16 protein-coding genes, 1 tRNA gene and 1 pseudogene are annotated in these 18,745 nt (G+C 62.0%); 9 read left to right on the forward strand and 9 right to left on the reverse strand.

The window, feature by feature from the left end; all coding sequences use genetic code 11:
- Positions 1–22 precede the first annotated feature (22 nt).
- A complete protein-coding gene (gene ilvD / locus JCM21793_RS00940; protein ID WP_025029170.1) occupies positions 23–1,696 on the reverse strand; it encodes a dihydroxy-acid dehydratase in 1,674 nt (557 codons plus the stop codon).
- A 109-nt stretch (positions 1,697–1,805) separates the two neighbouring features.
- Here ilvD and JCM21793_RS00945 point away from each other — a divergent pair, with 109 nt between their 5' ends.
- The 4 genes from JCM21793_RS00945 to JCM21793_RS00960 all read left to right on the forward strand — a co-directional run bounded on the left by JCM21793_RS00945 (position 1,806) and on the right by JCM21793_RS00960 (position 5,491).
- Positions 1,806–2,717 carry a LysR family transcriptional regulator gene (locus JCM21793_RS00945; RefSeq protein ID WP_007007041.1) on the forward strand — a complete coding sequence of 304 codons (912 nt, stop codon included), beginning with the start codon at positions 1,806–1,808 and terminating at the stop codon, positions 2,715–2,717.
- Positions 2,718–2,732: 15 nt separating this feature from the next.
- Positions 2,733–4,313 carry a sensor histidine kinase gene (locus tag JCM21793_RS00950; RefSeq protein ID WP_025029171.1) on the forward strand — a complete coding sequence of 527 codons (1,581 nt, stop codon included), beginning with the start codon at positions 2,733–2,735 and terminating at the stop codon, positions 4,311–4,313.
- Positions 4,310–4,918, forward strand: a complete 609-nt coding sequence (locus JCM21793_RS00955; RefSeq protein WP_025029172.1) for a response regulator transcription factor — start codon at positions 4,310–4,312, stop codon at positions 4,916–4,918. Before JCM21793_RS00950 ends, JCM21793_RS00955 begins: the two co-directional genes overlap by 4 nt.
- Before the next feature lie 87 nt (positions 4,919–5,005).
- A complete protein-coding gene (locus JCM21793_RS00960) occupies positions 5,006–5,491 on the forward strand; it encodes a GlcG/HbpS family heme-binding protein (RefSeq protein WP_025029173.1) in 486 nt (161 codons plus the stop codon).
- Positions 5,492–5,564: 73 nt separating this feature from the next.
- On the opposite strand, the gene JCM21793_RS00965 is transcribed toward JCM21793_RS00960, so the two are convergent.
- The 5 genes and pseudogenes from JCM21793_RS00965 to JCM21793_RS00985 all read right to left on the reverse strand — a co-directional run bounded on the left by JCM21793_RS00965 (position 5,565) and on the right by JCM21793_RS00985 (position 13,355).
- Positions 5,565–7,550 (reverse strand): copper amine oxidase, encoded by a 1,986-nt coding sequence (locus tag JCM21793_RS00965; protein ID WP_025029174.1) that lies wholly within the window; start codon positions 7,548–7,550, stop codon positions 5,565–5,567.
- A 27-nt stretch (positions 7,551–7,577) separates the two neighbouring features.
- Positions 7,578–9,011 carry an aldehyde dehydrogenase family protein gene (locus JCM21793_RS00970; protein ID WP_025029175.1) on the reverse strand — a complete coding sequence of 478 codons (1,434 nt, stop codon included), beginning with the start codon at positions 9,009–9,011 and terminating at the stop codon, positions 7,578–7,580.
- A gap of 82 nt (positions 9,012–9,093) precedes the next feature.
- Positions 9,094–10,062: a helix-turn-helix domain-containing protein gene (locus tag JCM21793_RS00975; RefSeq protein WP_025029176.1), complete on the reverse strand. Its 969-nt coding sequence runs from the start codon at positions 10,060–10,062 to the stop codon at positions 9,094–9,096.
- A gap of 100 nt (positions 10,063–10,162) precedes the next feature.
- Positions 10,163–12,238 (reverse strand): annotated as a pseudogene (locus tag JCM21793_RS23415) (TRAP transporter permease).
- A gap of 106 nt (positions 12,239–12,344) precedes the next feature.
- Positions 12,345–13,355, reverse strand: a complete 1,011-nt coding sequence (locus JCM21793_RS00985; protein ID WP_025029177.1) for a TAXI family TRAP transporter solute-binding subunit — start codon at positions 13,353–13,355, stop codon at positions 12,345–12,347.
- A gap of 160 nt (positions 13,356–13,515) precedes the next feature.
- On the opposite strand from JCM21793_RS00985, the gene JCM21793_RS00990 reads away from it, so the two are divergent.
- Positions 13,516–13,911, forward strand: coding sequence for a VOC family protein (locus tag JCM21793_RS00990; RefSeq protein ID WP_007007034.1), 396 nt, complete (start codon positions 13,516–13,518; stop codon positions 13,909–13,911).
- 117 nt (positions 13,912–14,028) lie between these two features.
- Here the strand turns inward: JCM21793_RS00990 and JCM21793_RS00995 are convergent.
- A tRNA-Gly gene (locus JCM21793_RS00995) sits at positions 14,029–14,103 on the reverse strand.
- A 214-nt stretch (positions 14,104–14,317) separates the two neighbouring features.
- Here JCM21793_RS00995 and JCM21793_RS01000 point away from each other — a divergent pair.
- The 4 genes from JCM21793_RS01000 (at position 14,318) to JCM21793_RS01015 (ending at position 16,911) form a co-directional block, all read left to right on the forward strand.
- Positions 14,318–14,815, forward strand: coding sequence for a prolyl-tRNA synthetase associated domain-containing protein (locus JCM21793_RS01000; protein ID WP_007007033.1), 498 nt, complete (start codon positions 14,318–14,320; stop codon positions 14,813–14,815).
- A 90-nt stretch (positions 14,816–14,905) separates the two neighbouring features.
- On the forward strand, positions 14,906–15,937 hold the full coding sequence (trxA, locus tag JCM21793_RS01005; protein ID WP_025029178.1) for a thioredoxin: 1,032 nt from the start codon (positions 14,906–14,908) through the stop codon (positions 15,935–15,937).
- Positions 15,938–16,003: 66 nt separating this feature from the next.
- Positions 16,004–16,675 (forward strand): LON peptidase substrate-binding domain-containing protein, encoded by a 672-nt coding sequence (locus tag JCM21793_RS01010; protein ID WP_007007032.1) that lies wholly within the window; start codon positions 16,004–16,006, stop codon positions 16,673–16,675.
- Between the two features lie 35 nt (positions 16,676–16,710).
- A complete protein-coding gene (locus JCM21793_RS01015; protein WP_007007031.1) occupies positions 16,711–16,911 on the forward strand; it encodes a Trm112 family protein in 201 nt (66 codons plus the stop codon).
- Positions 16,912–16,992: 81 nt separating this feature from the next.
- Here JCM21793_RS01015 and JCM21793_RS01020 read toward each other — a convergent pair whose 3' ends face one another.
- Both JCM21793_RS01020 and JCM21793_RS01025 read right to left on the reverse strand, forming a co-directional pair.
- On the reverse strand, positions 16,993–17,922 hold the full coding sequence (locus JCM21793_RS01020; protein ID WP_025029179.1) for an ABC transporter permease: 930 nt from the start codon (positions 17,920–17,922) through the stop codon (positions 16,993–16,995).
- Between the two features lie 6 nt (positions 17,923–17,928).
- Entirely contained in the window at positions 17,929–18,708 is a 780-nt protein-coding gene (locus tag JCM21793_RS01025) for an ABC transporter ATP-binding protein (RefSeq protein WP_025029180.1), read from the reverse strand.
- Positions 18,709–18,745: the final 37 nt, after the last annotated feature.

Consider the following 18,745-nt stretch of genomic DNA (forward strand, 5'->3'; position numbering starts at 1 on the left):
GAAAGCGTCTGGCGCATCCAGCCTATTCAGTCAATGCGCCAGTGTTTGCAGGACCAGCAAGTTTTGCGAATTTGGCCAAAACGCCGTTGCGGTAGCGTGGTTCGGGCTGGCGCCAGTTGGCACGCCGACGTGCGAGTTCCTCGTCGTCGACGTTCAGTTGAAGCAGGCGGCGGCTGGCGTCGATGGTGATCGTGTCGCCTTCCTCGACAAGGGCAATCGTGCCGCCGTCACAGGCTTCGGGGGTAACATGGCCGACGAGAAGGCCCCAGGAGCCGCCGGAAAAGCGGCCATCTGTAATAAGCCCCACCTTCTCGCCGAGCCCGCGCCCGATCAGGGCGGAACTGGGGGCAAGCATCTCCGGCATGCCGGGGCCACCTTTCGGTCCGAGATAACGCAAAACCATGACATCGCCCGGGTGGATCCGGCCGCTCAGGATCGCATCCATGGCCGATTGCTCATCTTCAAAGACGCGGGCAGGGCCGGTGATGCTGGCGGATTTGAGGCCAGTGATCTTGGCGACAGCACCGTCTTCAGCAAGGTTGCCTTTCAGAATCGCGAGATGACCCTCAGCGTAGAGCGGTGCCTCGATGGGGCGAATGACATCCTGATCCGATGGCGGAATTGCTGGTATGCCCTTCAGTTCTTCCTCGAGGCTTTGCCCGGTGATCGTCATGCAATCGCCGTTGAGAAGTCCGGCCTCGAGCAGGATCTTCAAAACCTGTGGCACGCCGCCAGCGCGGTGGAGATCGACGGCCATGTAGCGGCCGGACGGTTTGAGATCGCAGAGAACCGGTACTTTGCGCCGGATGCGCTCGAAATCGTCAAGCGTCCACTCGACCTCTGCAGCGCGGCAGATGGCGAGATAGTGCAGGACAGCGTTTGTGGAGCCACCCGTTGCCATCACGAGTGCGATGGCGTTTTCCACGCTACGGCGGGTGATGATGTCGCGGGGTTTCCTGCCCGCGCGCACGGCATCGAGCAGGACGTGGGCCGAGCGGGCAGCGGACTGGCGCTTTTCCTCATGGATATTTGCCATGGTGGAAGAGCCGAGCAGGGACATGCCGAGCGCCTCGAAAGACGAGCTCATCGTGTTGGCCGTGTACATGCCGCCACAGGCACCTGTGCCGGGGATGGCGTTGCGTTCGATGGCGTCGAACTCATCGCGGCTGATTTTACCGGCCCTGAGCGCGCCGACGGCTTCGAAGGCGGAAACGAGATTGAGGTCCTGGCCGTTTAACCTGCCGGGAAGGATGGTGCCGCCGTAGACGTAGATCGCGGGGACATTGGCGCGGGCAATGCCGATCATGCCGCCGGGCTTGTTTTTGTCGCAGCCGCCGATGACAAGTACACCATCCATCCACTGGCCCTGAACGGTGGTTTCGACACAATCGGCGATGACTTCGCGTGAGACCAGCGAGTATTTCATGCCTTCGGTGCCCATGGACATGCCGTCGGAGATGGTCGGCACGCCGAAGGTCTGCGGATTTCCGCCGGCTTCCCGCACGGCTTCCACGGCGGCGTCTGCCAAGGGCTGGAGGCCTGCATTGCACGGCGTGATGGTGGAATGGCCGTTGGCGATGCCGATCATCGGACGCGAAAAATCTTCGTCCCGATAGCCGAGCGCATAGTACATAGCGCGGTTGGGCGAGCGCTCGATGCCCTGGGTGATGGTTTTTGACCGGTCGTTCGCTGGCATGCTTTCTCCTCAGTGGCCAACACCGCTGAGAAGTCAGGCTAGGGAGTGTTTGCTGATATGAGAAATATATTTATAATATCAGATTAATTCAATTCACATATGAGATGGCATGGATATTCGCCAGATTCGGCATTTCGTCGCGGTTGCCGAGGAACTGCATTTCGGTCGCGCGGCCGAACGTCTGGGCATGACTCAGCCGCCGCTCAGCCAGAGCATACAGGCGCTGGAGGCGGTTCTGGGCCTGACACTTTTTGAGCGGACACGGCGCAGCGTGACGCTGACGCCGGTCGGGCACGAGTGGCTGCCCCATGCGCGGCGGGTTCTGGAAGAGGCGTCCGAACTGCCGCGGGTGGCGCGTCGGCTTTCGCGCGGCGAGATCGGCCGCGTGCGTCTCTCCTTCATTAGCTTCGTAAGCTACAGCTTCCTGCCGAAGCTCGTGCGCCGCTTCAAGGAACGGTTTCCCGAGGTCGAGCTGGTGTTGAACGAAGCGACGAGCGACGTGCAGATCGCCGAACTGCTCGATGGTGCCCTCGATGCCGGCATCATCATCGCTCCGCCGCGCGGCGCATTGCACTCGCCTCTGCGGTATCGGCCGGTGGAAACGGACAGGCTGGTGGTGGCGGTGCCGGAGGAATGGGTGATTTCCGGACGTGTGGTGCCGCGCGGCGGAAAGCTCGACTTCAACGCGCTGCGCGATCTGCCGGTCATCCTGTTTCCACGCCATAGCGCGCCGGTGCTGCACGATCTCGTCACACGCTACTATGCCGAGCGTGACGCGGCGCCCGTTCCGGGACAGCAGGCCGTGCAGATGCAGACGATCATCAATCTCGTTTCCAGCGGGCTTGGCATCGCGTTCGTGCCGAGCACGATGCGACGGCTGATCCGACCGGGGGTCGCCTATTTCCGGCTTGCGGAACAGCAACCCGAAATCGAGATCGGGTTTGCGTGGCGCGGCACCGGTGCGAGCGCTGCAGTGCGGCACCTGGCCGGCATCATTGACGAGATGTTTCCGGCGCAATGACTTGCAAAAGGCGGATTGTTCCTCAAAATCGCGCGGATGAACCAGAACGCCACCGACAGAAACGCCCAAGGCGACCGGCCCCTGTGGCTCGTCGGTGTGTGGCTGGTGCTGGCGCTTCTAACGGTCGCGGCCGTTGTGGCAAACGAGCGCTGGCAGCTGCTTTCGGAACTCGCGGCTGAAAGCCGGGTGCTGCACAGCGTTGCCTCTCAGCGTGCCGACCAGCATGACGCGCACCTGACCGCTCTCTCGGCGGTAGCGGTTGCCGGCGGAGAAAGCCGCTTCGATCTCTTTCTGGAAGTGGCGGGGACGATCCATCGATTTTATCCACGCATTGTGGCGATAGACCTTGTTCCCCTCAATGCAGGTGAGACGGGCGTGACCACACGAGACAGTGTCGATCCGGCCGTCGATGACATGGTCCGGAGGGCGGCACTGGCGTCCGATGGCGCGCTTGTTTTGCGACCGACACCTGGCGCGCCGGGCCGCTACCTGCTCGTCAAGCGGAGCCCGAATACGGCTGCGGCACGTTTTGGTCTGTCGCTGGACATAGATGCACAGGGGCTGCTGGAATCTGACCGGGATTTCTGGCTGGAACCGTCCGTCAGTTTTTCCCTGACGCTGCCGGATGGTACGCTGCTGGCGGGGGAGGAAATCGAAAGCGACCCGGCTTTTGCGCAGAGACTGGGAAGCGCTTCGCAGCCGCTCGTTCTTGAGGTCGCGATTCCGCAGACCCTGGCAGTGCTGATGCCCCCTGCGAAACTGGCGCCGGCTCTCATCATGATGTCGGCAGTGTTTCTGGCCGGCGTGGTCCTCTGGCAGCAATGGGCGCGGCGACGTCAGGCAGAACAGGCGGCGCAACTGAGCGCACAGGAAACGCGGCTGGCGCATGCTTCCCGTGTCAATGCGCTGGGTGAAATGGCAAGCGGGATCACCCATGAACTCACACAACCGCTGACCGCCATCTTGAGTCAGGCGCAGGCCGGTAAGCGGCTTCTGGGCAATGGTGACACGGGGGCTGTCGCTTCGGTGCTTGACGAACTGATCGCACAGGCGCGGCGGGGCGCGGATATTCTCGCCCATCTGCGTCAATGGATCAGGCCGGTGCGCGGCAACCCGTCTGCGGTGACGGATCTGAATGCGGCGATCAGCGGTGTGGAAGCACTCCTTCTGCCAGAAGCGCGCAGGCGTGCGGTGGTTCTGAAACTGATGCTCGGGAACGGGCCTCTCCCGGTGCGTGCCGACCAGACGGAACTGGAACAGGTGATTTTCAATCTCGTTCGCAATGCATTCGAAGCTCTGGACAACGCGCCGGGGACCCGGGGTGAGGTGGTCGTTGAAAGCAGCAGGGAGGCGGGTCTGGCAGTCCTCGACCTGCGCGATAACGGCCCAGGCGTCGATCCTGAAATCCGTGCCCAGATATTCGAGCCCTTTGTTACCGGCAAGGATCACGGCACGGGCCTGGGGCTCGCACTCTCACAGCGGCTGGTGGAGCGGATGGACGGCGACATCGAACTCAGGTCTTCGCGGAAGGGCGCCTGGTTTCGGGTTTGCCTGCCCCTCGTGGACGGGCGTGCGAAGGTGGAGATTGCCGCATGAGCAGGCCTGTCTATCTGGTGGATGACGATGAGGCGGTGCGCCGGGCGCTGGTCCTGCTTCTGAGCACGGTTGGTGTGGAGGTGAAGGCGTTTTCCGGCCCTGAATCCTTCCTCGCCGCGTTGGAAAAACTGCCGCCGGGCTGTCTTGTTCTTGATATCCGCATGCCGGTGATTTCGGGTCTGAAACTGCAGGAGCGCCTGCTTGCGCTCGGTGTCGGCTGGCCAACCATTGTGATCAGCGGGCATGGTGACATCGAGGCCTGCCGGCGGGCTTTCCGCAACGGGGCGGTGGATTTTCTGAGCAAGCCCGTGGATGAGCAGGATCTGATCGACGCCATCCAGAAGGCGCAGGACATGCTGGACCGCTCTGAGCGGGAAGCGGCTGAACGCGCCGAAACGGCGGATCTTCTGGCGAGCCTGACGGGCCGTGAAAGCGAGGTTCTGGAGCGCATTGCCGGCGGCTTCACCACCAAGGAAATTGCCGCTTCCATGGCCGTTTCGCCACGCACGGTGGAAAGCCATCGCGCTTCCATCGGCGCAAAGCTCGGTACGACATCGGCGGCGGAAATGACGCGGCTCTGGCTGCAGGCGAACAGGCATCCGTAGAACTACGGAGCCCCCCGCCAGCGCTACCGATGCGGTGGAGCGGGGCAGCTTGCTAGAAACGGATCATCCAAACCCAAGGAGTTCCCGATGATCCGTTCGATTGTTCTTTCCGCCTCGCTTCTGGCCGCGACCGCCGTTTCGGCTCAGGACCTGCCGACCGCCCCTTACCTGCCGCTCGACATGGCGCAGAAGGCTGCTCAGGCTGCACTCGACGCCTGTGCCGCAGAAGGTTATGCGGTCAGCGTTGCCGTGGTGGAGCGCAGCGGTGCAACCAAGGTTCTCGTGAAAGCCGACAATTCCGGCCCGCACACGACCGGCAGCAGCGTCGGCAAGGCCTTCACCTCCGCAAGCCTTGGCCGTGACACGGCTGGTCTGGCGAACTTCATCGGCGAGAACCCGCAGAATGACGGCCTGCGCGACATGGATTCCCGTCTGGTGATCCAGGCCGGTGGTCTGCCGGTGCGCATCGGTGGCGCTCTGGTGGCGGGCATCGGTGTTGGCGGCGCGCCTTCGGGCGACATTGACGCCACCTGCGCCCGCGCCGGTCTCGACGCCATCGGCGCCGAACAATAACCCATACGAACTGAACAAAAGAGGCGCGGCCTTTCGGTCGCGCCTCTTTCCGTTTCTGCGGTTCGTATTCAGCCTATTTGGGCAGTCGCACGGTGAGCGCCGGATTGTGCGGGAAGAAGTTGTAGGGTTTTAGCGTGATGCCCTTCCACATGGTCGACATGACCGGCCAGTCCTCCATCTGCGGCACATGATGGAAGCCCATCGTGTACCAGGTCACGATGTCGGTGTTGTCGATGCTGCGGTCCTGCTTCACCCATTCGGCCAGCGTGTCCGACCCGTCGCTCTGGAAAGCGTATTCGCCGCCGGCATAGCGTTCGCTGGCCACATAGGGCGTGTTCCAGAACGTGTAGTCGATATAGGCGTTGCGCTTTGCGGGCGGATCGTTCTCCGTGTCCAGCGGGCTGTAGGCGACGCTGTTCTGCGGCAGGATCATGTAGCCCGGCGCATGGCCGACGCCGATTTTCCGGCCCATGTTCATGATGTGATACATGGCCGGTGTTGCCGGGTTCACGCGATAGCGCGCTTCCATTTCGGTCTTCGGCATTTTTGCCTCGGTCACCCACATGGAGCGGCGCGGCACGCCATCGGGCATGTCGCCCTTCACGAGGCCGGTGCGCATGAAGACATTGTCCTGACCGTCAATGTCGAAATCGAGCCGGAAGTTGAAGAAATGGTCGTGATTGGGCGCGACCAGATTGGGCACGATCAGCGTGCCGTAGCGGGTTTCCTGTTCGGCGGTTGCGTCCTCCATGGAGGTGGAGGCGACACCCTTCACCGCATCGAGGCCGGTTGCGCCGACCATCACGCGGATGCGTCCGTTCTGCTCGAACACATAGTCGATGAGATAGTCGTAATTGCCCACCTGCGAGGCGGAACGCACGACCAGTTCGGTTGCCGGGCGGCCTTCCGCCGGCACGGACTGTTCTTCGCTCTGGGCGAAGATCTCATAATGCCGCCAGGCGGGATCGCCGATATTGCGCTCGAAGATGCATAACGCATCCGGGATTTCGATCGGGTTGCCCAGATCGTCATGCACGGTGGCGGGCAGGAAGCGCGCATAGGCGGGGCAGTCCACGCCCGCGCGCAGCGGGCTCAGGAAGATGCCGAAACCATATTCGCCGCTGTCCATATAGGTGCGCCAGTACCAGCCTTCGTCCGGGTCCATATAAGGCACGAAGACTTCCGACAGATGGGCCTGATAGAGCACAGAGCGCCAGTCGTCGCGATCATTGACCTCGATGTTGGAGAGAACCACGCCGGGGCGTTTGTCGACGCGCCAGCGGAAGCGCCAGATGTCCCAGTTCACCATGCTGCCGTCGATGGTGAAGTTGGGATCGCCTTCCTGGCGCAGCGTGGCGGGATTACTTTCCGGCCGCAACGCGCCCGTGCGCGCCTCGACCTCTTCTTCCATGTAGCCCCAGGCATCCTGCGGCACCGGGACGACGCCATTGTCGATCACCTCGACCACGGATTTGCCGGCGAGATCGACCACGGCGTAAAGCCCCTCAATGGGCTTGGCGTAGAAGTTGGAGCCGGTTGGATTGACATAGCAGGGCACCTTCATCAGGCGCTGGCCGGCTTCCGCCTCCATGTCGAACGAGCCGGCCGTCAGCGGCAGGCAGAACACGTCGCCGGGCTCCAGATCGCGCTTTGCGAGGGCGGCGACGAAGTTTTCGTCGGAAAGGGCCAGATCCATGGCCCCGATGAATTCTTCCAGAAGCACCATGTGCTGGCCGCCAATGGCCCCGAAATCGCTGATTTCACCGGAAACGAGATTGACCTCGGCCTTGTAGGTCTCGTCGCCCGAGATGACGTGGACGGTGGCGGCGCGGGGGCCTTCATCGCCTTCTTTCCAGGCAAGCACGTCGGCCTTTTCCGGTTCTTTCAGCTCGATCAGCGGAAAGCGGGCCTCGTCGGAAATCCGGTCATCGGATTTCATGATGGTGACGACCTCTGCGATCTCCTCTTTCGACAGGCCGTCCAGTGGGTGAGCCAGAGCGCCGCCGCATAAGACGGTCAGCGCCATGGCCGCGCAGGTGGCGGATAAGTGTCTATTCATCGTGTCTCCTCCTCTTGAACCGTGCCGTTACATGATCAGGGTCTGGCCGACGGTGTTCTCCATCAGCCCCGCCTCGGCGAACTGCACGCCGACGCCGGATTGCTTGATGCCGCCAAAGGGGGCGTTGGGCTGGATCATGCCGTGCTTGTTGATCCATGCGGTGCCGCATTCGAGTTGCAGCGCCAGCGCCTTCGCGCGTTCGGTGTCCTGCGACCAGACCGAGCCGCCAAGCCCGTTCGGGTTGTCGTTTGCGCGTGCGATCACCGCCTCCACATCCGTGTAGCGGATGACCGGCAGAACCGGGCCGAACTGCTCTTCATCGACAAGGCGCATGCCGTGCTCGGCATCGGCGACGATGGTGGCGGGGTAGAAATAGCCGGGTCCGCCGGAGGGCGCGCCGCCGGTGAGAATGCGCGCGCCGGAAGCTCTTGCCTCCTCGACCAGCTCTTTCACGCGCTCAAACTGCATGGCGTTTTGCACCGGGCCGAGGGCGACCCCATCCTGCCGTCCGTCGCCCATGGGAATGGCGGCGGCGAGTGCCGAGAGTGCATCGCAGACGGCGTCATAGATGCTGTCATGCACATAGAGCCGCTTGATGCAGGCGCAGGTCTGGCCGTTGTTGAGGAACGCGCCCCAGAAGAGCCCTTCGGCGACCGCCTGCGGATTGACATCGGGCAGCACGATGGCCGCATCATTGCCGCCGAGTTCCAGCGTCAGGCGCTTCACTGTTTCGGCAGCCGAGGCCATGATCTTGCGGCCAGTGCCGGTGGAGCCGGTGAAAACCATCTTGTCGATGCCGGGATGGGCGGACATGGCGGCGCCGATTTCATCTGCGCCACACACGATGTTGACCACGCCGGCCGGCAGCACCTCGTTGATGATCTCGACGAAACGGATCGTGGCGAGCGGCGTGTTGGGCGAGGGCTTGATGACCACGCAATTGCCGGCGCGCACGGCGGGAATGATGTGCCAGGCGGCGATCAACACCGGGAAGTTCCACGGCGTGATGGAGCCGACTAAGCCAATGGGCTTGCGGTGAACCTCCACGCGGCCCTCATTGTTGTCCTGCAGGACGGAGACCGGCAGTTCGAGGCTTGCGGTATGCCGTGTCCAAGCGGCGGCGGCTCCGATTTCCCACTGCGAGCCGAAGCCGCCAATGGGCTTGCCCTGTTCCGCCGTCAGAAGTGGCGCAAGCTCCGGGATCGCCTGTTCGAGCAGGTCGGCGATCTTCAGGCAGGCGGCCTTTCGGTCCGCATCGCTGGTGGCGGCCCAGCCCGGGAATGCATTGCGTGCGGCTTCTACGGCATCATCAAGGTCACCCGGCGTGCCGAGCGGCATATGGCCGACCAGTGCGCCATTGGCCGGATCGAGAACGGGAAACGTCTCTGCGCCCGGCGTCGCACGCCCGTTGATGATGTTGTGGAACGGATCGCTGGTCGCTTCCTTTGCCGTATCGGCCATTGTCTTCCTCCTCCCGATAGCGCCGCATTTCAGGCGGCATCAATCGGTCATAGTGGAGGCGCATTCGGCCAACGGTCTTGGACTATTGCGTCGGGTTCTTGGCCGATGACGTCGCTGCGTGAAGGCGGTATTCGCCGGGCGGGACCCTGAAACGCGCCCGGAACTGGCGATTGAAATAGGACAGGTCGTTGAAACCTGCGTCAAAGGCGATGGTGGAAATGCGCTCCGAAGTGCCGGCACTCTTCTGGGCCATAAGACGGTTGCAGACATAATCGAGCCGTGTGGCGATAAGGCACTCGGACAGGGACAAGCCCGCAGCCTGGAACCGGCGCTGCAGGGCGCGCAGGCTGACCCCCATGGCGGATGCGACGCTGGCTGGTGTGCACGCGGGATCGCGGAAGCGCTGGCGGATATAGGCACGTGCCTTGGTGACAAGCAGTTCATCGCTGGTTCGGGCGGAGGCCAGAGCGCCGGCTTCAAGACCGCAGAGATAGGCGCCCATCAGATTGAAGAAGGCTTCGCCGATGAAGTGTTGCTGCGCGGCGGCGTCCTCGGAATTGACGAGGCGGTCGATGGTGGCGCGAAGGGCCATGCCGATCTCGGTGGAGCCCGGGATCGGGCAGCCGCCAAGGGCCGCGGTGCCGAAACGGTGGGCAAATTCGGAGCGGTTCAGGTGCACGGAATACTGCAGGCTGCCGCTGTCGCCATAGAGAAAGCGCGAAGGATAGGCCGAATCGATCATGATGAAGTCGCCCGGCGCAAGCCGCACATCGGCATCGCCCTGCCGCATGACCGAATGTCCCGATTTCTGCAGAACCAGAAAGAGGTGCTCGGCGGAATCCTGCCGGATGCAGCGCCAGTCCCGATTGATGCGCGCGGCGCTGTTGCGCACGACCGCCACAGCCAGCGCCTGGCGCTGTTTCAATGTGATGAGCCCGCGCATGTCGCGTGCGCCATCTGGCGGCGACACCAGAAACTGCCCGCACACGTTGCGCACACCAGCCTGGAAGGCATCGAGCGGTGCCAAGCTGTTTGTCTCGTCAGACAGCATAAATTTCCTCCCGCCCTTATCTGCTCTCCATGCAGAAAAGGGCGGGGGGAAGCGTAATCAGCTTTCAACAGCTCGGCAAGACGGGCGTGTGTTCCGGTTTTCAGGAACTGGAGGCGTTCGCTTGCCGGCGTCCCGCCATCTGTCGCAGAAACACCGGAAGAGCGATGATGGCGCCGGCCAGGGTGGCATAGAGATCCGGTGCGACAAAGAGGACGGCGGCGATTGCAAGAAGCAGCCGCTCATAGACGCGCAGCGGTGCGAAAAGCCAGTTTGAGAAGCTGCGGAGAGCATCCAGATGCCGAGCATTGCGCCGATAGTTGCCAGGAAGAACTCGTTCCAGGTGAAGCTGTCGGTGACTAGCAGCATGGAGGGAGAAAAGACGAAGACGAACGGCACCAGCGCCTTGCCCATGCCAAGCCGGAAGGCGGTGTTGCCGGCCTTGAAGGCGTTGGCACCGGCGATGCCTGCCGCCGCATAGGCCGCCAGCGCCACCGGCGGGGTGATGTCTGCCAGAACGCCGAAATAGAACACGAAGAAGTGGGCCACGATCGGTTCGACGCCGAGCAGGTTGAGGATCGGGGCTGCGACGGCGATCATGATCAGGTAGTTCGCCGTGGTGGGGATGCCGCAGCCCATCAGCACGCAGACGATTGCCGTCATGATGAGGGTGAAGAGCAGGGTGAGCGTGGCAACGCTGAAGAGTTCGAAGGGCAGGAATGCGAGGCTGTCTGCCACGCTCTGCGCCCAGCCGGCGGCAACGGATGTGACCATATAGGCGATCTTGAAGCCGACGCCGGTGAGGGTGACAACGCCGATGATGACGCCGACAAGGGCTGCAGCGGCCGTGACCGAGAGCGAGTATTTCGCACCGACGACAAAACCCTCCCAGGTCTCACGGATGCTTTCGGTGATGGCGGTCCTGATGTCGTGACGGATGAAGTTCTGGATGACGAGGACGAGAAGGCAGGCTGTGATGCCCCAGAAAGCTGCGAGATACGGGGTCTTGCCCGACAGCAGAATGGCGACCAGAACGAAAAGTGGGAGCGTGGTGAGCCAGCCGGCCTTGAAGACGGTCCAGGCGACTGGAAGCTCGTCTTTCGTGAGGCCTCGCAGGCCGCGGCGTCGCGCTTCCAGGTGCACCTGCACCAGAACGCCGAAGAAATGCATGAATGCAGGCACGAGGGCGGCGGTCAAGATGGTGGTGAGGGGCACGCCCAGATATTCGATCATGAGAAAGGCGACCGCGCCCATGACCGGCGGGGTGATCTGTCCGCCCGTGGAGCTTGCCGCCTCAACGGCGGCTGCGAAATGGCGTGGGTAGCCGATGCGGATCATCGCCGGGATGGTGAGTGAACCGGTGGTGACGGTGTTGGCAATGGACGAGCCGGAGATCGAACCGAGCATAGCTGAGGAGAGAACCGACACCTTGGCCGGTCCCCCCGAATAGCGCCCGGCAAGCCGAAGCGAGGTCGATGAAAAGCTGACCAAGGCCGATGCGTGTGGCGAGGACGCCGAACAGAACGAAATGGAACACGTAGGTCGAGATGACGCCGAGAGCGGTACCATAGATGCCCTGGCTGGTCAGATAGAGATGGTTGACGATGTTGTCCCAGCTTGCGCCCGGATGGGCGAAAATGCCGGGCATCGACTGGCCGAAATAGGCATAGGCGATGAACAGAAGGGCGATCACGGGCAGGGGCCAGCCCATGGCGCGGCGCGTTGCTTCCAGCAGAACGACGATCAGCACCGTACCCATGATGACATCGATGGGAAGCGGATCGCCGACGCGGAAGGCCAGTTCGTTGAAAATCCAGGGGACGTAGAGCGCTGACACCGCACCTGCGATGGCAAACACCCAGTCGAGAAGGGGCATGCCAAGCGGGGCAAGCAGCCCGCGGCGCGGTTCACGCGGCTGATGCCACACGGCGAAGAAGACGAAGATCAGGGCAAGGGTGAATGCGAGATGCAGGCCGCGATGCGTTGTCGCCTGCGGAATGCCGTAGCCTGCCGTGTAGTAGTGATAGCAGGACAGGACAAACAGCGCGCCACCGGCGATCCAGCCAAGCAGTCGGGGCAGGGGACGGAAGCGGATTTCTGAATCAAAACGCTCTTCAAGCGCCTTCATTTCTTCTTCAGTCAGCGCTTCCGCGCGTTCGGTTTCAGACGGGTTTCCCATCCTGCCTGCCCTCTCTGGAAATCGTTCTGTTTGTAGCGCCGAACGACACGGACCCGGCCTGTGGGACAGGTCGGGTCCGGTTTTCAGCGTTCATGTGGGGTGGGCGTTACTCGCCCAGGACACCCGCTTCACGATAGAACTTCTCGGCGCCCGGATGCAGCGGGATGCCGACACCGTCAAGCGCGGTCTCGACGGTGATCTGGCGGCCCTTCAGGTGGCCGGCATCCAGAAGCTTGCGGGTGTTGTCGTTCCACAGCGCCTTGGTGATCTCGTAGATCAGTTCTTCCGACTGGTCGGCGCTGGTAATCCACTGGGCACCGACCGAAAGCGTGGTGACGTCCTGATTGACGCCTTCATAGGTGCCGGCGGGAACGGTGTTGGCGGCGAAGAAGCCATGCTCGCCAGTCACCTTGTCCGCTTCGTCGCCGGCAATGGAGACGAGCGTGATGTCGTGCTGGCTGGCCAGCTCGGCAATGGCGCCGGCCGGGAAGCCGCCGACAAAGAAGAAGGCGTCCATGGCGCCGTCGCGCATGCGCTCGGCGGCCTGATCGGGCTTCAGGTAATGCGCTTCCACGTCTTCTTCGGAAAGGCCGTATGCATTGAGGATGATGCGGGCGTCGACGAGCGTTCCGGAGCCTGGCTCATCAAGCGAAACGCGTTTGCCGGCGAGATCGTCCACGCTGTCAATGCCGCTTTCGGCGCTGGCGACGAGGTGGATTGTCTCGGGGTAGAGATTGGCGATGGCGCGCAGCTTCTCGACCGGCTCGCGGTCTTCCCAGATGCCGGTGCCGCTGTGCGCCCAGGTGGCAACGTCCGACTGCGAGAAACCGGATTCCAGCGAACCGCCGGCGATGGCGTTCACATTGGCAACGGAGCCATTGGCCGACAGCGCCGTGGCGATGAGGCCGGGCACGCCGCAGGAGCCGCCTTCATCGCAGGCGCGGGAGCCGGGTGGATTGGAGATGGCATTGGCGATGAGGCCGCCAATCGGATAGTAGGTGCCGGCGGTGCCGCCGGTGCCGATGCGGAAAAACTGCGGCTGCTGTGCAAGCGCCACACCGCTGGCGGCAAGCCCGCAAAGAACTGCTCCAATGATCGCAAAACGCCGTCTGTTCACGTGATCCTCCCGGAAAATAAAATATGTAACCTTGCGTGAGCTAGCATTCATAAAGCCGGCCATCAATCTTTGATAGCACACAAATGGACGTGTGCATCACAATTATCCCGCGACTCTGCTATCGGGGCGCGCTCAGGAAACAATCTGTCAGGAGACAATTTTGGCCAAGTGCATTCACACCATGATCCGCGTCGTCAACGAAGAGAAATCGGTCGCGTTCTACAAGACGGCTTTCGGCCTAGATGTCGCAGACCGTTTTGACTTCGAGGGCTTCACGCTCGTTTACCTGCGCAATTCAGAGGCCGATTTCGAGGTCGAGCTGACTGTCAATAAAGGACGGACTGAACCTTACGATCCGGGCGATGGCTATGGTCATCTGGCGGTTGCTGTGGATGATCTCGATGCCGAGCATGCGCGGTTTAAGGCTGCCGGACTGGCGCCACGCGATATCGTCGCCTTCGAGCGCGAGGGCACGTTGCTGGCTCGCTTTTTCTTTGTGCAGGACCCCGATGGATACAAGATTGAAGTGTTGCAGAAGCACGGACGCTATCGTTGAGTGCGCAACCGATATGTGGGCTGGAGGAGATATGCCATCTGGCGCGACTTCCAGCCCAAGACAGCAAAAGGGCCCGGGAAACCCGAGCCTGTAAGCTGTTCGTGTCGCAAGGAAAACTGGAGCGGGCGATGAGATTCGAACTCACGACCCCAACCTTGGCAAGGTTGTGCTCTACCCCTGAGCTACGCCCGCTCGGCTTGTCGCTTCCGACGGCGCGCTTATAGTCTGATCTCGCCGGCAAATGCAACAGGAAATCGACAGCCACAATGCGCTTTTTTCAAAACTGTATCCGACAGTGGGTGCGGCGTGCCTGCACTGCCGCTTTCCGCTCCTGCGGGCTTGCGTCCGCGGGGCCGGTACGGCTACGACCGTGGCGGAAAGAACTTCGACTTCATGAGGCTCGGTCGTGCCGAAATCACCCGAAGCGCTGCTGGAATTCCTGGGAAAACTGGGCATTGAGGCTGAGACCCATCGGCATCCGGCGCTATTCACAGTTTCCGATTCGCAATCCCTTCGAGGTGAGATACCCGGAGGGCACACGAAGAACCTCTTTCTCAAGGACAAGAAGGACAATTTCTTTCTTGTTACTGTCGATGAGGACGCGCAGGTCGACCTGAAGACGATCCACCACAAGATCGGGGCGGCGAGCCGTGTTTCGTTTGGCAAGCCGGACAAGCTCATGGAACATCTTGGCGTGGAGCCGGGGTCTGTCACTGTGTTTGGTGTCATCAACGACGATCACCACAGGGTGACAGTGGTGCTCGACGCGGATTTGATGGACAATGACATCATCAACGCGCATCCGCTGACCAACGAGGCGACAACTTCGATCGGTCGCGATGATCTCATGCGTTTTCTTGAAGCGGTCGAGCATCAGCCGCTTGTCTTGAAAGTGACAGAGTGATCGCCAACATTTGTGGCGACGAAACGTATTCTATCGGCTGACCGGCACTCCCTGCAGGCCGCGCCGGACGGAAGCAGAGAAGGGGCCTTTATGACCAACGGCGACAATCCATACGGCAAGCCTGACAATTATGGTGCAGGGGCTGCACAGTATACCACCAAGGTCGATTTTGGTGGGGAGACGCCTGCTTCGGCCCCTGGGGCTCCGGCTGGTCAAGGCTTTTCACTTTCCGACTCGCCGCAGACGCCGGCCGCAGACCTGATCAAGGTCACGACGACCGCCGGCTTTACGGCCGATGTCATTCAGGAATCGCGCAATCAGCCCGTGCTGGTCGACTTCTGGGCGCCCTGGTGCGGGCCATGCAAGCAGTTGACGCCGATCATCGAGAATGCGGTACGCGCGGCCGGTGGCAAGGTGAAGCTCGTGAAGATGAACATCGACGAGCATCCGGCCATTGCCGGCCAGCTTGGTGTTCAATCAATCCCGGCGGTCTTCGCCTTCAAGGACGGGCAACCGGTGGATGGTTTCATGGGGGCGTTGCCCGAGAGCCAGGTCAAGGCGTTTATCGACAAACTGGTGGCCGGAGCCGGCGGCGACGAGATCGCGGAAGCGCTCGAAGCGGCGAAAGAAGCCGTTGCCAGCGGCGACCAGCAGATGGCTGCGCAAATCTATTCGGCTGTTCTTCAGCGCGAGCCTGAAAATGTCGATGCTATAGGAGGCCTGGCCGATCTGCTCTTCGAGGCGGGGCAGAAGGAACAGGCCGCGCAGGTGCTGGCTAAGGTACCGGAGAGCCACAGGGAGGCGGCTCCCATTGCAGCCGTACAGGCCAAGATGGCGCTTGCCGAGCAGGTGGCCGATCTGGGCGACAGCGCGGCGCTGGAGCAGCGCCTGGCCGCAGATCCGAACGACCACCAGGCGCGTTTCGACATGGCGCTTCTTCAGAATGCCAGGGGTGACCGTGCGGCGGCTGCCGAAAGTCTGCTGACCATTGTGCGCAAGGATCGTGAATGGAACGAAGACGGCGCGCGGGCGCAGCTTCTCAAATTCTTTGAGGCGTGGGGCGCTTCGGACCCGGCGACGCTGTCTGCACGGCGCAAACTGTCGTCGCTGCTGTTCTCATAAGTCTTTCGCTTATTTGCCTATTGAGAAGACTGCTCCAGATATCGGTTAAAGATCGGGAGACGTCATGTGAAGGCAGGCAATACCTCGTATCGCAGCGGCCGCGATATCGACAGTGTGATTCCCGTGTTTCCATTGTCGGCGGCCCTGCTTCTTCCGGGTGGGCGATTACCGCTGAATATTTTTGAACCGCGTTATCTTGCGATGACGGATCATGCGCTGTCTGGAACGCGTTTGATCGGCATGGTGCAACCGCGTCTCGACGGTGCGAAGAGGGCTGACGGAGAGCCTGAACTCTGCGATGTGGGATGTGTCGGGCGACTGGGCTCTGTTTCCGAAACGGGCGACGGGCGCTATCTCATAACCCTGATCGGCATCTGCCGCTTCAGGGTGCTGGAAGAACTCAAGGTCAGGACCCCGTTCCGTCAGTGCCGTATTCTCCCATTCGAGGCGGACCTGCATGACAGCTCCGATGAGCAGCAGGTGGATCGTGGCGCTTTGTTGAAGGCGTTGCGCGCCTATCTCGATGCCAACAATCTGGAAGCGGACTGGGATAGTGTGCACCAGGCCGAGGATGCAAGCCTCGTCAATGCGCTGTCCATGATGGTGCCGTATGGTCCGGCCGAAAAACAGGCATTGCTTGAAGCGCCAGATCTCAAAACGCGCGCGGACACGCTGATCGCCATAACCGAGATCGTTTTGGCGCAGGGCGATGGCGAGACAGGGCACCGGCTCCAGTAGAGAGCGGGCCTGACGTGGAAACTGGAGCGTTTGTGATGCAGGATGATGACGAAGGCAGAAACGAGGCTGCGCTGGACCCCAAGCTTCTGGAACTTCTCGTCTGTCCGTTGACCAAGGGGGCGTTGCGCTGGGACGCGGAGAACAGCGAGCTGATCTCGAAGAGCGCGAAACTTGCGTATCCCGTCCGAGACGGGATTCCCATCATGCTGCCGTCCGAGGCGCGGCCTCTCGAATAGAGCGGCTCACCGTTTCATGGAAACGATCAACCGCTCTATCTGATTTCCCCATCAATGCTTTGAGGCCATGCCCGGAGTTTTCTACTCGCGGAAGCTCTCACGCGGCGTTGCTGCTTGCCGGCCGCGCGTGGCGCGCAGCGTGGGCAGGGCGAGCATTAGAAGCACGAATGCGCCGGTGGCGAGCTTCAGATCCGGTGGAGGCATGCCTGCCGCCAGGCACAGCGAGACAAGCTGGTAGTAGACCATCGCACCGGCGAAGGGTGCGAGGAGCTGCCGCCACACGGTCGCCTTGCCGACGATGGCCTCGCCGATCATCAGTGCTGCAAGGCCGTTGATGAGGATGCCGAGGCCCATGTTCACATCGGCGAAGCCCTGCGACTGCACCATCAGTGCGCCGCTGAAAGCGGAGAACGCCCCGGCAAGGCCGATGCCGCCAATGGTTGCTGCCCAGACATTGATGCCCTGTGCTTCGGCCATCACCGGGTTGGCGCCAACTGCACGAACCGCCGTGCCCTTCTCCGTCGTGAAGAAGAAGTTGAGCGCCAGGAATATGGCGAGCGTGATGACGCCCACCGCGATGATCTTGGCGAGCGGGAAGCCCGGCTGCACGAACGGCACCCAGTCGAAGATGGTTTCCGTGCCGAACACCGAAAGGTTGGAGCGGCCCATGATGCGCAGGTTCACGCTGTAGAGCATGGTCATCACGAGAATGCCGGCCAGAAGCGTGTGGATGCGGAAACGCAGATGGATAAAGGCGGTGCAGCAGCCGGCGACGAAGCCGGTGAGCAGTGCCAGTCCGATGGCCGTGAGCGGGCCGAGGCCGGAGGCGAGCGCCACGCCGCAGACGCAGCCGCCTAGCGGGAAGGCGCCCTCGCTGGTGAGGTCGGGAAAGCTCAGCATGCGGAAGGGGATCATGATGCCGGCCACGACGAAGCCGAGGATCAGGCTTTGCGCGAGCGTGACCGGGATGAGTGCGACGAAGCTTGTGAGCGTGGTTTGAAGAAAATCGATCATGGGTCAGCTCGCGAGCAACATGCTGTCGGTCTTGGTGGCGAAATGGCCGATCAGGTCGGGCACGGTCACATTGGCCTTTTCTTCCCCACCGATTTCCAGATGCACACGGCCGGCATTGAGCATGATGACGCGGTGGCCGTAATCGACGGCATGCTGCATGTTGTGGGTGACCATGAGTGTGGTCAGCTTGAGTGCCTCCACAGCGCGCACGGTCGCCTCCATCACGATGTCGGCGGTGCGCGGATCGAGCGCTGCGGTGTGCTCGTCGAGGAGCAATAGGTCGGGTGAGCCGCCCACGGCCATGATCAGCGAGAGCGACTGGCGCTGACCGCCTGACAGAAGGTCGACGCGCGTGTTGAGGCGGTCTTCCAGGCCGAGGCCGAGAATGGCAAGCCGTTCGCGGTAGTCGGCAAGGCGCCTGGCATTGAGGCCGTGGCGGAGTGTGCGCCTTGTGCTGCGCAGTTCTGCCAGAAGCATGTTTTCGGCGACGGTCATGCTTGCAGCGGTGCCGAGCATGGGATCCTGGAACACGCGGGCGATGCGGGTGGCGCGCTTGTGCACCGGCAAAGCCGTTATGTCGTCGCCATTGATGAGAATCTGGCCCGAATCGAGGGAGAGCGATCCGGAAATGGCGTTGAGCATGCTGCTCTTGCCCGCCCCGTTGGAGCCGATCACGACGCCGAATTCGCCAGTTTTGAGGGTGAGGTCGAGCCCGTTCAGGGCGATCTTTTCGTCGGGTTGTCCCCGGTAGAACACTTTGCGTGCGGCACGAATTTCCAGCACCGGCGCCTCCTTGAAGTTGACGCGGCGTCCATGGGGC

The organism is Nitratireductor aquibiodomus NL21 = JCM 21793 (assembly GCF_000615975.1).
GTDB classification, from domain to species: domain Bacteria; phylum Pseudomonadota; class Alphaproteobacteria; order Rhizobiales; family Rhizobiaceae; genus Nitratireductor; species Nitratireductor aquibiodomus.

What these genes read in the sequence shown, in the direction of transcription:
- ilvD (WP_025029170.1), bottom strand. Translation starts at nt 1,696, where the DNA reads ATGCCAGCGAACGACCGGTCAAAAACCATCACCCAGGGCATCGAGCGC.
- JCM21793_RS00945 (WP_007007041.1), top strand. Translation starts at nt 1,806, where the DNA reads ATGGATATTCGCCAGATTCGGCATTTCGTCGCGGTTGCCGAGGAACTG.
- JCM21793_RS00955 (WP_025029172.1), top strand. Translation starts at nt 4,310, where the DNA reads ATGAGCAGGCCTGTCTATCTGGTGGATGACGATGAGGCGGTGCGCCGG.
- JCM21793_RS00960 (WP_025029173.1), top strand. Translation starts at nt 5,006, where the DNA reads ATGATCCGTTCGATTGTTCTTTCCGCCTCGCTTCTGGCCGCGACCGCC.
- JCM21793_RS00965 (WP_025029174.1), bottom strand. Translation starts at nt 7,550, where the DNA reads ATGAATAGACACTTATCCGCCACCTGCGCGGCCATGGCGCTGACCGTC.
- JCM21793_RS00970 (WP_025029175.1), bottom strand. Translation starts at nt 9,011, where the DNA reads ATGGCCGATACGGCAAAGGAAGCGACCAGCGATCCGTTCCACAACATC.
- JCM21793_RS00975 (WP_025029176.1), bottom strand. Translation starts at nt 10,062, where the DNA reads ATGCTGTCTGACGAGACAAACAGCTTGGCACCGCTCGATGCCTTCCAG.
- trxA (WP_025029178.1), top strand. Translation starts at nt 14,906, where the DNA reads ATGACCAACGGCGACAATCCATACGGCAAGCCTGACAATTATGGTGCA.
- JCM21793_RS01015 (WP_007007031.1), top strand. Translation starts at nt 16,711, where the DNA reads ATGCAGGATGATGACGAAGGCAGAAACGAGGCTGCGCTGGACCCCAAG.